Annotated in this window: 14 protein-coding genes; 12 read left to right on the forward strand and 2 right to left on the reverse strand. The window is 60.5% G+C overall.

The features are described 5' to 3' along the window. The first annotated feature begins 36 nt into the window (after nucleotides 1-36). Together N1037_09290 and N1037_09295 are read left to right on the forward strand one after the other, a co-directional pair. Nucleotides 37-699 carry an HAD-IA family hydrolase gene (locus tag N1037_09290; GenBank protein UWS81184.1) on the forward strand — a complete coding sequence of 221 codons (663 nt, stop codon included), beginning with the start codon at nucleotides 37-39 and terminating at the stop codon, nucleotides 697-699. 77 nt (nucleotides 700-776) lie between these two features. Next, complete coding sequence (locus N1037_09295) at nucleotides 777-1970, forward strand: DegT/DnrJ/EryC1/StrS family aminotransferase (protein ID UWS81185.1); 1194 nt, start codon at nucleotides 777-779, stop codon at nucleotides 1968-1970. Nucleotides 1971-2126: 156 nt separating this feature from the next. On the opposite strand, the gene N1037_09300 is transcribed toward N1037_09295, so the two are convergent. Next, a complete protein-coding gene (locus tag N1037_09300) occupies nucleotides 2127-2984 on the reverse strand; it encodes a PhzF family phenazine biosynthesis protein (GenBank protein UWS81335.1) in 858 nt (285 codons plus the stop codon). Between the two features lie 117 nt (nucleotides 2985-3101). On the opposite strand from N1037_09300, the gene N1037_09305 reads away from it, so the two are divergent. After that, the gene (locus N1037_09305; GenBank protein ID UWS81186.1) at nucleotides 3102-3557 is read left to right on the forward strand and encodes an Lrp/AsnC family transcriptional regulator; all 456 of its coding nucleotides are present in this window, start codon (nucleotides 3102-3104) and stop codon (nucleotides 3555-3557) included. Between the two features lie 178 nt (nucleotides 3558-3735). After that, on the forward strand, nucleotides 3736-4896 hold the full coding sequence (locus N1037_09310) for an isovaleryl-CoA dehydrogenase (protein ID UWS81187.1): 1161 nt from the start codon (nucleotides 3736-3738) through the stop codon (nucleotides 4894-4896). Nucleotides 4897-4996: 100 nt separating this feature from the next. Here N1037_09310 and N1037_09315 read toward each other — a convergent pair whose 3' ends face one another. Next, on the reverse strand, nucleotides 4997-5599 hold the full coding sequence (locus tag N1037_09315; GenBank protein UWS81188.1) for an outer membrane beta-barrel protein: 603 nt from the start codon (nucleotides 5597-5599) through the stop codon (nucleotides 4997-4999). Between the two features lie 146 nt (nucleotides 5600-5745). Here N1037_09315 and N1037_09320 point away from each other — a divergent pair, with 146 nt between their 5' ends. The 8 genes from N1037_09320 (at nucleotide 5746) to N1037_09355 (ending at nucleotide 14416) form a co-directional block, all read left to right on the forward strand. Next, the gene (locus tag N1037_09320; protein UWS81189.1) at nucleotides 5746-7314 is read left to right on the forward strand and encodes an AMP-binding protein; all 1569 of its coding nucleotides are present in this window, start codon (nucleotides 5746-5748) and stop codon (nucleotides 7312-7314) included. Between the two features lie 203 nt (nucleotides 7315-7517). Further along, nucleotides 7518-7790 (forward strand): hypothetical protein, encoded by a 273-nt coding sequence (locus N1037_09325; protein ID UWS81190.1) that lies wholly within the window; start codon nucleotides 7518-7520, stop codon nucleotides 7788-7790. A 13-nt stretch (nucleotides 7791-7803) separates the two neighbouring features. Then, nucleotides 7804-9408: a methylcrotonoyl-CoA carboxylase gene (locus tag N1037_09330; protein ID UWS81191.1), complete on the forward strand. Its 1605-nt coding sequence runs from the start codon at nucleotides 7804-7806 to the stop codon at nucleotides 9406-9408. Between the two features lie 87 nt (nucleotides 9409-9495). Next, a complete protein-coding gene (locus N1037_09335; protein ID UWS81192.1) occupies nucleotides 9496-11439 on the forward strand; it encodes an acetyl/propionyl/methylcrotonyl-CoA carboxylase subunit alpha in 1944 nt (647 codons plus the stop codon). A 62-nt stretch (nucleotides 11440-11501) separates the two neighbouring features. After that, nucleotides 11502-12359 carry a hydroxymethylglutaryl-CoA lyase gene (locus N1037_09340; protein ID UWS81193.1) on the forward strand — a complete coding sequence of 286 codons (858 nt, stop codon included), beginning with the start codon at nucleotides 11502-11504 and terminating at the stop codon, nucleotides 12357-12359. A 49-nt stretch (nucleotides 12360-12408) separates the two neighbouring features. Then, the gene (locus N1037_09345; GenBank protein UWS81194.1) at nucleotides 12409-13191 is read left to right on the forward strand and encodes a crotonase/enoyl-CoA hydratase family protein; all 783 of its coding nucleotides are present in this window, start codon (nucleotides 12409-12411) and stop codon (nucleotides 13189-13191) included. A gap of 335 nt (nucleotides 13192-13526) precedes the next feature. Next, nucleotides 13527-13892, forward strand: a complete 366-nt coding sequence (locus N1037_09350; protein ID UWS81195.1) for an NADH-quinone oxidoreductase subunit A — start codon at nucleotides 13527-13529, stop codon at nucleotides 13890-13892. Next, nucleotides 13883-14416, forward strand: a complete 534-nt coding sequence (locus tag N1037_09355; protein ID UWS81196.1) for an NADH-quinone oxidoreductase subunit B — start codon at nucleotides 13883-13885, stop codon at nucleotides 14414-14416. Before N1037_09350 ends, N1037_09355 begins: the two co-directional genes overlap by 10 nt. The last annotated feature ends 11 nt before the right edge of the window (nucleotides 14417-14427 follow it).

The raw sequence follows: 14427 nt of genomic DNA on the forward strand, positions 1-14427 counted from the left end.
ATAAAGGGCAGCGAAAAGGCGCCGAACGGAGGCAATATGCGTACAGTTATCTTTGATCTTGATGGGACCTTAGCGGATACATCCGGGGATCTTTTGGCGGCGGCCAATGCCTGTTTTCGCCATATGGGGCTGGGTGATATCCTGACCCAGCCTGGGGATGCGGCCACGGCGCTGCGCGGCGGCAAGATGATGCTGACGGCGGGGATGAAGCGGGCCGGTATCTACGATCCCCAAAAGGTCGAGGACTACTACCCGGTGCTGCTGGAGGCCTACCGCGACGCGATTGACCACCACAGCTACCTTTATCCCGGCGCCATGGAGGCGGTTGAAGCCCTGAAACAGGCGGGCTACGGCGTGGGCATCTGCACCAATAAACCCGAAGCCCTGGCCGAGCAGCTGATGCGCGCGCTGGGGGTGCGGCAGGCCTTTGCCTCACTGGTGGGGGCGGATACGCTGGCGGTGCGAAAGCCCGACCCCGAACCGCTGTTTGAGGCCGCGCGCCGGGCAGGGGGCGATCCGGCCCGCACCATTTTGATTGGCGACAGTGACACCGACCGCAACACCTCGGCCAATGCGGGGGTGCCGTCGGTGCTGGTTACCTTTGGTCCTGCCGGCGGTGATATGGCGGCGCTGAACCCCGAGGCGCTGCTAGACCGCTATGAGGATCTGCCGGAGGTGGTCGCCCGCTTGATCGGCTGATCCTGCCCCCTGTCAGCGGGGCTGCAGGCGGAATTGTTCCCCTTGACCCTCGGCGGGCGGCGGCTCACAAACGGGCCATGAGCGAGAAATTTACCGGCAGCTTCACCCAGCAAGAAGCACTTCCCGAGGCAGCCATCGAGGCCGCTTTGAATGTCCTGCGCCACGGGCGCCTGCACCGCTATAATGTCACTGAGGCAGAGCTGGGCGAAACAGCGTTGCTGGAGCAGGAGTTTGCCGCGCAGGTCGGGGCAAAATACTGTCTGGCTGTGGCCTCGGGGGGCTATGCCCTGGCCACGGCCCTGCGCGCGATTGGTGTAAAGCACGGCGATCGGGTGCTGACCAATGCCTTTACCCTGGCGCCGGTGCCGGGATCCATCGCGGCTGTGGGCGCCACGCCGGTCTTTGTTGGGGTGACGGAAGAGCTGACCATTGATCTGGAGGATCTGGCGGCCAAGGCGGATCAGGCTTCGGTGCTGATGCTGAGCCACATGCGCGGTCATCTGTGCGACATGGATCGCCTGATGCAGATCTGCGACGCCGCTGGCATCACCGTCATCGAGGATTGCGCCCATACCATGGGGGCGGCCTGGAACGGCGTCGCCTCAGGGCGGGTGGGGGCCGTGGGCTGTTATTCCTGCCAAACCTATAAGCATGTGAATTCCGGTGAAGGTGGCCTGTTGATCACCGACGATGCAGAGGTCGCGGCCCGCGCCATCATGCTCTCGGGCTCTTATATGCTTTATGAGCGCCATCTGGCGGCGCCCGATCCTGAGGTCTTTGAGCGGGTGAAGTATGAGACCCCGAATATTTCCGGCCGCATGGACAATCTGCGCGCGGCAATCCTGCGGCCGCAACTGGCCGATCTGGATCGTCAGGTGGAGCGTTGGAATGCTCGCTACCAGACCGTCGAGGCGGGGCTGCGCGACACGCCCGGCCTGACGCTGGTGGAGCGCCCGCAGGCAGAGCGCTATGTCGGCTCTTCCATTCAGTTTCTGTTGCTGGACTGGAGCGCAGACAGCATCGCCGAAGTGATCAGCCGCTGTGCGCGGCGCGGAGTTGAGCTCAAATGGTTTGGCGGCGCCGAGCCTGTGGGCTTTACCTCGCGCTATGACAGCTGGCGCTACGCGGCGGCACAAAGCCTACCCAAAAGTGACCGCATTCTGGCGGCAATCCTGGATATGCGGGTGCCGCTGACCTTTAGCTTAGAAGACTGCGCACAGATTGCGCGGATCATTCGCTCTGAGGTGGGGACGGTCTATCAGGCGGGGTAAGCCCGGCCAGGATAGGTGTTTGCTTGTTAGCTGCTTACGGGCTGCTTGAGGGCGCAATAGCAGCCCCAGGACCGTTCCCAAGGTGCAATAAAGAAAAGACCGGCGCACCCGCGGTGCCCGGTCTTTCCTGATCTGTGTGGTCTTTTTACCGGATTGTTACCCGATTGCCCGGGCACTCCCGGAGACCCGAACTGATGCACCAGTGGTGTCATCCAGTGCCACATGGATAAGGGAAGGGCTGCCCATGTCCTCGCCCTGGCGAATGGTCAGCGCGCCACCATGTGGCCAGCCCGCGTCCCGCAGATACCCGGCAAAGGCTGCGGCTGCGGCGCCAGTGGCGGGGTCTTCCAGAACGCCCCCCGAAGCAAAGGCATTGCGCACCACAAAGGTCTGATCCGTTTCGATATAGGCCAGCATGATCGTCACCAGCTCATGTTGGCGCATGACCTGGCGCCCCGCATCCAGATCATAGCTCATCGCGGCGAGGGTGGCGCGGTTCTTGAGAGGCAGCAGGATGTGATCTGCTCCACCATGGATACGCGCTGGGGCCAGGCGCGGGTCAAGATCGTCGCTTGTGAGGCCAAACAGCGCCATCGCATCCTCAAGCTCCTGCGGCTGGATTGCGCTGCTTTTGGTCGGGGGCGAAGACAGCGTCGCCATCATTGCACTGTCCATAGCGTCGTCGGCGGGGGTTGCATCCACCGTAATTGCACTGTTGTTGAGCTCTAACGCGTAGGTTCCGGCGCCGTGATGCTGGCCAAGGGCTGCGCCCAGGGCAATTGTCGCGTGGCCGCAAAAGGGAACTTCGGATTCGGGTGAAAAGTAGCGGACCCGCCAGGCGTTCCCGGTGTCATCCTTGGCCACCGCAAAGGCGGTCTCCGAATAGCCGACCTCTGCCGCGATGCGCGCCATATCTTTTGTTGTCAGATCTTCCTGTAGCAAAACCACGCCGGCGGGGTTGCCGCCCTCGGGGCCTGTGCTGAATGCTGCAATGCGTTGCACGTCCATGGGTATCTCCTGTGTGTTTGATAGGGAGAATCTAGGCATCTGCAGCGGCTTTGTCCCCGGCATGGCAAAGGCGGAGGAGACAAAGAGCTTTCAAAACGTCGCCGATCTTTCTAACCTGCCTTCATGTCGAAATTACTGGATCAAACTGACTGCGCCATTATCGAGATTCTCGATGGTGATGGCCGTGCCAGCCTATCAGATATTGGTAAGCAGGTAGGGCTGTCTGGTCCCGCAGTGGGTGAACGGCTGCGGCGGCTCAAAGATACCGGTTATATTCTCGGCTTTGGCACCCGACTGGATCTTCGGGAGCTGGGCTATACCATTCAGGCCCAGGTTAGGATCAAGCCACGCAGTGGCCAGCTTCATATGGTGGAGCGCATGATCCAGGAGCAGCCGCGGTTCATGTCCTGTGACCGTGTCACTGGCGATGATTGTTATGTCGCCCGTCTGGCCCTGGCGGATGTGGCCGAATTGGATGACATTCTACTGCCGTTCCACGACCGGGCCGAGACCCATACCTCTATTGTGAAATCCTCAATCTTTGAGACCAGGCTGCCGCCGCTGTCCGTAAAACCCTGATCAGCGACCACTATTGGCGCAGCAGCGCCTGCGGGGCGGCTTTGCGTTCTGGCTGTGGTGTTTTGTCCAGTGCGGCAAAGACCGGAGGGCTGGGGATTGACCCGAATCGACCTTTGCGGCTAGTAAATGAACAGGTGTTCAGATAATTTGACAGATAGCTTGGAAAAGGGAGCGGGCAATGTTCAATGCAAGCATGCAATTCGATCTTGGGGATGAGGTAAATGCACTGCGTGACATGGTGCATCGCTGGGCGCAGGACCGTGTCAAACCGATGGCGCAGGAAATCGACCAGAAGAACGAATTCCCCCCGGAACTGTGGACGGAAATGGGGGAGCTTGGCATGCTGGGCATCACCGTACCGGAAGAGTTCGGCGGCGCGGGCATGTCCTATCTGGCCCATACGGTTGCGGTGGAAGAAGTGGCTCGGGCCAGTGCTTCTGTGTCGCTGTCCTACGGGGCGCATTCCAATCTCTGTGTCAATCAGATCAAGCTGAACGCCACGGATGAGCAGAAAAAGAAATACCTGCCGGGCCTGGTTTCCGGTCAGCATGTTGGGGCGCTGGCGATGTCCGAAGCGGGCGCCGGTTCGGATGTGGTGTCGATGTCGCTGCGGGCGGAAAAGCGCAATGATCACTACCGGTTGAACGGTAACAAGTACTGGATCACCAACGGTCCTGACGCCGACACGCTGGTGGTCTATGCCAAAACCGACCCGGATGCGGGCTCCAAGGGGATTACCGCCTTTATCATCGAGAAGGATTTCAAAGGCTTTTCCACCTCGCCGCATTTCGACAAGCTGGGCATGCGTGGGTCCAACACCGCCGAGCTGATCTTTGAAGACTGTGAAGTGCCCTTTGAAAACGTGCTGGGCGAAGAGGGCCGGGGCGTCAAGGTTCTGATGTCTGGTCTGGACTATGAACGTGTGGTTCTGGCGGGCATCGGCACCGGTATCATGGCCGCCTGTATGGATGAAATGATGCCCTACCTGGCAGAACGCAAACAGTTTGGTCAGCCCATTGGGAACTTCCAGCTGATGCAGGGCAAGATCGCCGATATGTATACGGCGATGAATTCGGCCCGTGCCTATATCTACGAGGTGGCCAAGGCCTGCGACAAGGGCACCGTGACCCGGCAGGATGCGGCGGCGTGCTGCCTCTATGCCTCCGAGCAGGCGATGGTGCAGGCGCATCAGGCGGTACAGGCGCTGGGCGGGGCGGGCTATCTGTCCGACAATCCAGTGGGCCGGATCTTCCGTGATGCCAAGCTGATGGAAATTGGGGCGGGCACCTCTGAAATCCGCCGCATGCTGATCGGTCGTGAGCTGATGGGCACCATGTAAGATACAGAAAGCCCCACCTGTCCGAGGGAGGCCAGGTGGGGTTTTGCTTATCGGGTTGGCAGGCCCGCAGGGGCCCACCGATAGATATTAGATCAAAGGATCAGAACCTGTGAACGTAGCTGACACCAATGGTGACCGGATCGATTTCGGCTTTGCCGATCGAGGCACCGTTCAGGAATGCATCGGAGTCGATGTCCATATAGCGGACGTTCAGGCGCAGAGCGCCATTGTCAGAGATCTGCCAGTCGGCACCAGCCTGCAGTGCAAACCCCCAGCTGTCCTTGAGCTCCAGAACACCAAGAGCGGACTGCTCTTCAAAGAAGGTGGTGTAGTTGATGCCAGCACCGATGAAGGGTTTGATGTTGCCCTTGGTGGGGAAGTGGTAGTTGATCGACAGGGTGGGCGGCAGCTGCTTGGAGGTGCCGGCAAAGGCGCCGCCGATGTTGATGTCGTGCTCAAACGGAGTTGCCGCCAGCAATTCGATACCGAGGTTGTCGCGGATGAAATACTCTGCAGTCAAAGAGATCTGCGTGTCGTCGGTCATTGTCGCTGGGGCACCAGCCAATGTGCCGTTGTCGGACTTGGGGTTGACGTTGATGACACCAACACCAAAGGTCCAATCACCTTGCGATTGCGCAAAGGCCGGTACAGCCAGAACAGTGCAGGCTGTTGCCAAGGCCAGGATGGAAGCAGAGCGTTTCATGGGGAGAGTCCCTTTTCTTGTATTTACCCGATCTATCTGCGCCCAAAATCAAAAACGCGCTCTGATCTGGATCAAAGAGGCGGTCGCTTTCCCTTTGGAAACACAGGGAAAATAAGCATATCGGCTATGCATTTTGGGAATGTCACATGACAAAAGCAGCTTTTGCACAGGCCGGAACTGGACCGGCCGCGGATCGACTGGCCGCAATTGGACTGGCTGCGGATGGGTCTTGGCGCTTGCCGGACCAGTTGAATATGGCGGCGCAGGCCCTGGCGCAGGACCCAGACGCCCTGGCGCTGATTGATCTCACCGGGGCTGAGCGGCGAGATATCAGCAATGGGGACCTGGCTGAGATGGTCGATGGGCTGGCGCGTTACCTGCTGACTCGTATTCAGCCCGGTGACCGGGTAGGCGTTCTGCTGAGCCAATCCCCCTGGTGCGCCGCCGCGCATCTGGCGATCTGGAAGCTGGGGGCCATTTCGGTGCCGCTTTTCAAATTGTTCAAACGCGACGCTCTGGCCTCGCGGGCAGGGGATGCAGGGGTGTCCTTTGTGTTGACGGATCCCGAGGGCGCGGAGCTGCTGGGCGATCTGGCCGAAGCGGTGATGGTGGATCAGGTGTCCCTGCCGGGGCAGGCGGTGGCCTTTGCGCAGACCAAGCCCGACACTCCGGCCATTTTGATCTATACCTCCGGGACGACTGGTAGCCCCAAAGGCGCGCTGCATGGGCATCGGGTGCTGACCGGGCATTTGCCCGGCGTGGCGATCAGTCATGACCATTTGGGCCAGCAAGGGGACTGTCTTTGGACCCCGGCGGACTGGGCCTGGATTGGCGGGCTGTTCGACGTCCTGATGCCGGGTCTGGCGCTGGGCGTGCCGGTTGTTGCCGCCCGGCTCGACAAATTCACCCCTGAGGCCTGCGCCGATCTGGTGCGCCGTGGCGAGGTGCGCAATGTGTTCTTCCCCCCCACCGCGCTGCGCATGTTGAAAGCGGCAGGGCAGGGGCTCGACGGCCTGCGCTCGGTTGCGTCTGGCGGAGAGCCCCTGGGCGCAGAGATGCTCGCTTGGGGCCAGTCGAGCTTTGGCGTGACCATCAATGAGTTCTACGGCCAAACCGAATGTAACATGGTGGCTTCCTCCTGTGGTGTCGACTACCCGCCGCGTCCCGGTTGCATCGGCAAGGCCGTGCCGGGGCATCAATTGGCGGTGCTTGATTCCGCGGGCAAACCAACCAGCGCAGAAGGCGATGTCGCTGTGCGGCGCGGCTCGGCCTCGATGATGCTGGAGTATTGGAACCGGCCCGATGAGACAGCCGCGAAGTTTCACGGCGACTGGCTGGTAACGGGCGATCGCGGCATCTGGGAGGGTGACTTCCTGCGTTTTGTCGGCCGCGAGGATGACGTGATCACCTCAGCTGGCTATCGCATCGGCCCTGCAGAGATCGAAGACTGCCTGATGACCCACCCCAGCGTCGCGACCGTGGGCGTTGTCGGCAAGCCTGATCCGCTGCGCACCGAGATCGTCAAAGCCTATGTGGTGCTGAAAGACGGCGCCGTCGCCAGCGAAAAAGAGCTGCAGGACTACGTGAAGCACCGTCTGGCCCAGTATTCCTACCCCCGCGAAATCACCTTTTTGGAGGCCCTTCCGATGACCGTGACCGGCAAGGTCATTCGCAAAGAGCTGAAAGCGCGGGCTGCTGGGGAGGTCGGGGCATGAGAATCATTCAATCCTGTGTTGCCGCCCTGGCACTGGTTCTAGCCCCCATCTTGGCAGCGGCGGACAGGCACCCAAGCCCGGGTTTTGATACTGAGGGGTATCTCGTGGCCTGCAGCAGTCGTACCCTCGATGGCCCTCTGCAAACTCCAATGCTTCAGCTTTGTGTTTCTAAAGCGAGGGAACTTTGCAACATGGGTCGGGAGATGCAGTCTGAGGGAGATTGTCTCGCTGATGTGACCTCCTGGCTGGAACAGGACGGCGCTCGTATTGAAAGCACCTATCGTGAGGCCTCCGAGCAGGCTGAAGCCCCGTCTGCATTTGCCGATCTGTGGCCACAGGCGACGCCGCAGGGGGATTGCTCCACGACTCAGGTTGCAGGCCTGAACGCCGCCGAACTCTGCGCTTATCAAACGGCGCTTTTGAAATGGTTCAAACTCCGCGTGGTTGAACGCCACCAATCAAACCGTAACAGGTGAGAAGGACGCAAATATGAAACTCAAATCCAAGGCAATGCCTTCCTCCGAAGCCTTTAAGGCCAATCAGGCTGCGCATCTTGAGGCGCTTGGCCAGATCGACGACGCGGCAGAGGCCGCCCGCCTGGGCGGTGGTGAAAAATCCCGCGCTCGCCATGAGGGCCGGGGCAAGATGCTGCCACGCCGCCGGGTGGCGAACCTACTGGATCCAGGCTCTCCCTTCCTCGAGATCGGAGCGACAGCTGCCCATAACATGTATGACAACGCGGCCCCGGCTGCAGGTGTCATCGCCGGTATCGGGCGGGTGCATGGCCAAGAGGTCATGGTGGTCTGCAACGATGCCACCGTAAAGGGCGGCACCTATTTCCCGATGACGGTGAAAAAACACCTGCGGGCGCAAGAGATTGCCGAGGAAAACTGCCTGCCTTGCATCTATCTGGTGGACAGCGGCGGTGCCAACCTGCCGCAGCAGGATGAGGTTTTCCCGGACCGCGACCACTTTGGCCGTATCTTTTACAATCAGGCGCGCATGTCCGCCAAGGGCATCCCGCAAATCGCCGTGGTCATGGGCTCCTGTACCGCCGGGGGCGCCTATGTGCCTGCGATGTCCGATGTCACCATCATCGTCAAAGAACAGGGCACCATCTTCCTGGCGGGCCCCCCTCTGGTCAAAGCCGCCACTGGCGAAGTGGTCTCGGCCGAAGATCTCGGCGGCGGCGATGTGCACACCCGCCTGTCCGGTGTTGCCGACTACCTGGCCGAAGATGACGCCCATGCCCTGGCCCTGGCGCGCCGTGCGGTGCAGTCGCTCAATATCATCAAGCCGCAAACCGTAAACTGGGCCTCCCCCGAAGAGCCAGCCTATGACCCGGCAGAGATTCTCGGTGTGGTGCCCGGCGATCTGCGTACCCCCTATGACATCCGCGAAGTCATCGCCCGGCTGGTGGACGGCTCGCGCTTTGACGAGTTCAAACCGCGCTACGGGGAAACTCTGGTCACCGGTTTTGCCCATGTCAAAGGTTGCCCCGTGGGGATCATCGCCAACAATGGTGTGCTGTTCTCTGAAGCGGCGCAGAAGGGCGCCCATTTTGTCGAGCTTTGCTCGCAACGCAAAATCCCGCTGGTCTTTTTGCAAAACATCACCGGCTTCATGGTGGGCCGCAAATATGAGAACGAAGGCATCGCCCGCCATGGCGCCAAAATGGTCACCGCCGTGGCCTCCACCAATGTTCCCAAGATCACCATGCTGGTAGGCGGCTCTTTTGGCGCGGGCAACTACGGCATGGCAGGACGGGCCTATCAGCCCCGTTTCCTGTGGACCTGGCCCAATTCCCGCATCTCAGTGATGGGGGGCGAACAGGCCGCAGGCGTGCTGGCAACAGTAAAACGGGACGCTATCGAACGTCAGGGCGGCAGCTGGTCAGCGGATGAAGAAGCGCAGTTCAAACAGCCAACAATCGATATGTTCGAAGAGCAAAGCCACCCGCTTTATGCCTCGGCGCGGCTCTGGGACGACGGTATCATCGACCCGCGCAAAAGCCGCGATGTGCTGGCCCTGTCCCTGCGTGCCGCTCTCAATGCCGAGATCGACGAAACACGCTTTGGCGTCTTCCGCATGTAAGCGCGCGTCTTTCATCTTTCCAAAAATACCTCGGGGGTCCGGGGGCAGCGCCCCCGGACCGACCTTCCAAACAAAGGACCCAACCCCATGTTTGATAAAATTCTGATTGCCAACCGCGGCGAGATCGCCTGCCGGGTGATGGAAACCGCCCGCGCCATGGGTGTCAAAACCGTGGCCGTCTATTCTGATGCGGACCGCGCCGCGAAACATGTGGCCATGGCGGATGAAGCCTGCCACATCGGCCATGGTCCGGCCCCAGCCGACAGTTATCTGTTGGGCGACGAGATCATTGCCATGGCCAAGGCCACCGGCGCCCAGGCGATCCATCCAGGGTATGGTTTCCTGTCGGAGAATCCTGAATTTGTTGATGCGGTGCAGGCGGCTGGCCTTGCCTTTATCGGCCCTTCGGCCGATGCGATCCGCAAAATGGGTCTCAAAGACGCCGCCAAGGTGCTGATGGAACAGGCAGGCGTGCCGGTTGTGCCTGGCTATCACGGCAGCAACCAGGATGCGGATTTCCTGAAAGGCGAGGCCGACAAGATTGGCTATCCTGTGCTGATCAAGGCGGTCGCCGGCGGTGGCGGCAAGGGCATGCGCCTGGTCGAAGCACCTGCCGAGTTTGCCGAGGCGCTGGCCAGTGCCCAGGGCGAGGCGACAACCGCCTTTGGCAATCCGGATGTCTTGATCGAAAAATACATCCAGCAACCGCGCCATATCGAAATCCAGGTCTTTGGCGATGGCACCCAGGCGGTACATCTGTTTGAACGTGACTGTTCCCTGCAGCGCCGCCATCAAAAGGTGATCGAGGAAGCCCCGGCGCCGGGAATGACGGATGAAATGCGCGCCGCAATGGGCGAGGCCGGCGTGCGCGCCGCCGAGGCCATCGGCTACAAGGGCGCCGGGACGGTGGAGTTCATCGTCGATGGCAGCAACGGTCTGCGCGCCGATGGGTTCTGGTTCATGGAAATGAACACCCGCCTGCAGGTGGAACACCCGGTATCAGAGCTGATCACCGGCGTCGATCTGGTGGAGTGGCAGCTGCGCGTCGCCGCAGGGGAGAGCCTGCCGAAACAGCAAGATGAGCTGTCGATCAACGGCCATGCCTTTGAGGCGCGGCTCTATGCCGAGGATGTGCCAAAGGGCTTTTTGCCAGCCACCGGCACCCTGACCCATCTCAAATTCCCCGCCAATTGCCGGGCCGACAGCGGCGTGCGTGCGGGCGATACCATTAGCCCTTGGTATGATCCGATGATCTCCAAGGTGATTGTGCATGGGCCGACGCGCGACATCGCCCTGTCGCGCCTGTCCCAGGCGCTGGCGGCGACCGAGGTGGGCGGCACGGTCACCAACCTGGCATTCCTGGGCGCGCTGGCGACCCATGATGGGTTTGCTGCCGGTGATGTGGACACGGGGCTCATTGCACGGGATCTGGACCAGCTGGTGCAGGTGCCGCAGGTGAAATTTGAACACAAGGCTGCCGCAGGAATGCAGGCCTTGGGCCTGGTGGACCTGGATAGCACAGCTGGCTTTACCCTGTGGTCCGACCTGCGCCGCTCGGTGCATCTCAGCTATCAGGGCGAGGTCTTTGAGGCCACGGTCCAGGTGGATGGGCCTGACTTTCAGATCTGGGAGTTTCCGGACCATCCCGAGGATCAGATCTGCGCCTATTGCACTGACGGCACATGGGTGCTGAGCGGGGATCGTTTGCCTCCGATGGCCCAGGCGGGCAATACAATCACCGTGTTCGATGGATATGGTCACGTCTTTGAGGTGATCGACCCGCTGGACCGCGATGCCACTGCCGGCGGCGATCTCAATGTGATTGTGGCGCCGATGCCGGGGCTGGTGAAAGCGGTTTTTGCTAAGGCTGGCGATGTGGTGAAAGAAGGCGACCGACTGGCCATTCTGGAAGCGATGAAGATGGAGCATTCGCTGCTGGCGGCGCGCGACGGCGTTGTCGCTGAGGTGCTGGCTGCGGGTGGTGATCAGGTTGAGGCAGGGGCGGCCCTGGTGCGCCTGGAAGAGGACTGAGGCGCGGGCTGCTGATTGGGCCGTTTGATTATTTTGGAAAGATGAAGAGGGAAGGATCCGCCATGAGCCAATCTGTCGAGATCTTCGAGATGGGACCGCGCGACGGGCTGCAGAATGAAAAGCGCGCCATCCCGGTGGCAGAGAAAATCGCTTTGGTGGACTGCCTGTCCCAGGCTGGCTTTCGCCGGATAGAAGTGGCCAGCTTTGTGTCGCCGAAATGGGTGCCACAGATGGCAGGCAGCGGTGAGGTTCTGGCCGGGATCAGCCGTGCGCCGGGCGTGTCTTATGCGGCTCTGACGCCCAATATGCGTGGCTACACGGATGCGGTAGCGGCAGGGGCGGATGAAATCGCGGTGTTTGCCTCGGCCTCGGAGGGATTTTCCCGTGCCAATATCAATGCCTCCATCACCGAGAGCATTGAACGGTTCAAGCCCATTCTGCAGGCCGCCGCAGCCATCAAGCTGCCGGTGCGGGGCTATGTGTCCTGTGTCACTGATTGCCCGTTTGACGGACCAACGGATCCAGATCAGGTGGCTTTGGTGGCTGAAACGCTGCATCTGCTGGGCTGCTATGAGGTGTCACTGGGCGACACCATCGGGCAGGGCACGCCGGAAACCATCAGCAAAATGCTGTCTGCCGTAACGAAACGGGTGCCGGTCAGCCATCTGGCCGGCCATTATCACGACACGTCTGGACGCGCCTTGGACAATATCGAGGCATCTCTGGCGCAGGGGGTTCGGGTGTTTGATGCGGCGGTAGGTGGCCTGGGCGGGTGCCCCTATGCGCCAGGCGCTGCAGGCAATGTTGCCACCGAGGCCGTGCAGGACCATCTGGTGGGGCTCGGCTATGAGACGGGCCTGGACCGGGATGTCCTGGTTGAAGCGGCTGAGATGGCACAGGCCATGCGCAGCGACAGCTAATGTGGGTCTAAGACCATGGGCCAGAGGGAAGAGGGTAGAGGGACTGAGAATGTATAAGACAGTATTGATCGAACAGGACGCGCGTGGCGTTGCCACCATGACGTTGAACCGTCCGGAAAAGCACAATGCGATGTCTGGCGAGATGCTGCAGGAGCTGAAAGCGGCGGCGCAGCAGCTGGCCTTGGATGACGATGTGCGCGTTGTGGTGCTGACGGGTGCAGGCAAAAGTTTTTGTGCCGGGGGTGATCTGGGCTGGATGCAGCAGCAGATGCAGGCAGATGCCGCCACCCGTGGCGCCGAGGCGCGGGTCCTGGCAGAAATGCTGCAGATCCTGAACACGCTGCCAAAGCCCTTGATCGGTGCCATCCAGGGCAATGCCTTTGGCGGTGGCGTTGGCATGGCGTCGGTCTGTGACGTGGCCATTGGTGTCGATCATCTGAAGATGGGCCTGACAGAGACCAAGCTGGGTTTGATCCCGGCCACCATCGGCCCCTATGTGGTGGCACGGATGGGAGAATCGCGCGCCCGTCGGGTCTTTATGTCGTCGCGCCTGTTTGGTGCTGCCGAAGCCGTGGAGCTGGGGCTTTTGGCCAAGGCGGTTCCCGCTGCGGATCTGGCGGCGGCGGTCGAGGCCGAGGTGTTGCCCTATATGGCTTGTGCTCCGGGCGCAGTGGCGGCTGCAAAGAAACTGACCCGCGATCTGGGGCCACGACTGGATGACGAGACCATCGACATGACAATCGGCGCTTTGGTCAGCCGCTGGGAGGGCGATGAGGCCTCAGAGGGCATCGGCGCCTTCTTTGACAAGCGTAAGCCTCGTTGGCAGGGCTGAACCTGGAGTGAACCTGGGCAGAGGCCTGTCTGTTGCAGGTCCGCAGCAGAGCAGAGCCAAGCCGCCTAGGGGCGGCGTTAACCAGTATTTTGAATGTCAGTTTTCAGGGCGCCGTGAGAAATCATGGCGCCTTTCCTTATGGAAATAATAAGAAATTAACCCCTGCTGGCCCAAATAGCGTTAAGTGATGCCGCAGGGTCGCGACTTGTACAGAAAGCCACTTTCTTCACCATTGGTTTGGTTGACGATAGGGGGGGGTGGGAGTAGACACATGCGCAAGTCAACACGCCAATTGACGGCGCGCGAGAAGCCGCGCGCTCGGAAAGGAGCCACTCGTGGAAGAGATGTTGCGGGAATACCTCCCGATCTTGGTGTTTTTGGTCGTCGCAGTCGGCCTGGGAATTGTTCTTATTCTGGCGGCAGTTGTACTGGCTGTTCGCAATCCTGACCCGGAAAAAGTCAGCGCCTATGAGTGCGGTTTCAACGCTTTTGATGACGCCCGGATGAAATTCGATGTGCGATTTTATCTGGTGTCGATTCTTTTCATCATTTTTGATTTGGAAATTGCCTTCCTGTTTCCCTGGGCCGTTGGCTTCAAGGACATGAGCGATACCGGTTTCTGGTCGATGATGGTGTTTCTGGCAGTTCTGACCATTGGTTTTGCCTATGAGTGGAAAAAGGGAGCTCTGGAATGGGAGTGATGACCGGAGCAAATACCGCTGGGATCGACAAGGAAGTTGCCACCCAGGCCCTGAACGCCGAGCTGCAGGATAAGGGATTTCTGCTGACCTCGACGGAGGACATTATCAACTGGGCTCGCACCGGGTCGCTGCACTGGATGACCTTTGGTCTGGCCTGCTGCGCGGTTGAGATGATGCATACCTCGATGCCGCGCTACGATGCGGAACGCTTTGGCATTGCCCCGCGCGCTTCCCCGCGCCAATCCGATGTAATGATTGTTGCCGGCACCCTGACCAACAAAATGGCGCCAGCGCTGCGCAAGGTCTACGACCAGATGCCCGAGCCACGCTATGTGATCTCGATGGGGTCCTGCGCCAATGGTGGTGGATATTATCACTACAGCTACTCGGTTGTGCGCGGCTGTGACCGTATTGTGCCAGTTGATATCTACGTGCCGGGCTGCCCACCCACCGCTGAGGCCCTGCTTTATGGGCTGATGCAGTTGCAGCGCAAAATCCGCCGTACCGGCACCCTGGTGCGCTAAGCGATCTGGCT

The sequence above is a fragment of the Phaeobacter sp. G2 genome, from assembly GCA_025163595.1.
Taxonomy (GTDB): domain Bacteria; phylum Pseudomonadota; class Alphaproteobacteria; order Rhodobacterales; family Rhodobacteraceae; genus Pseudophaeobacter.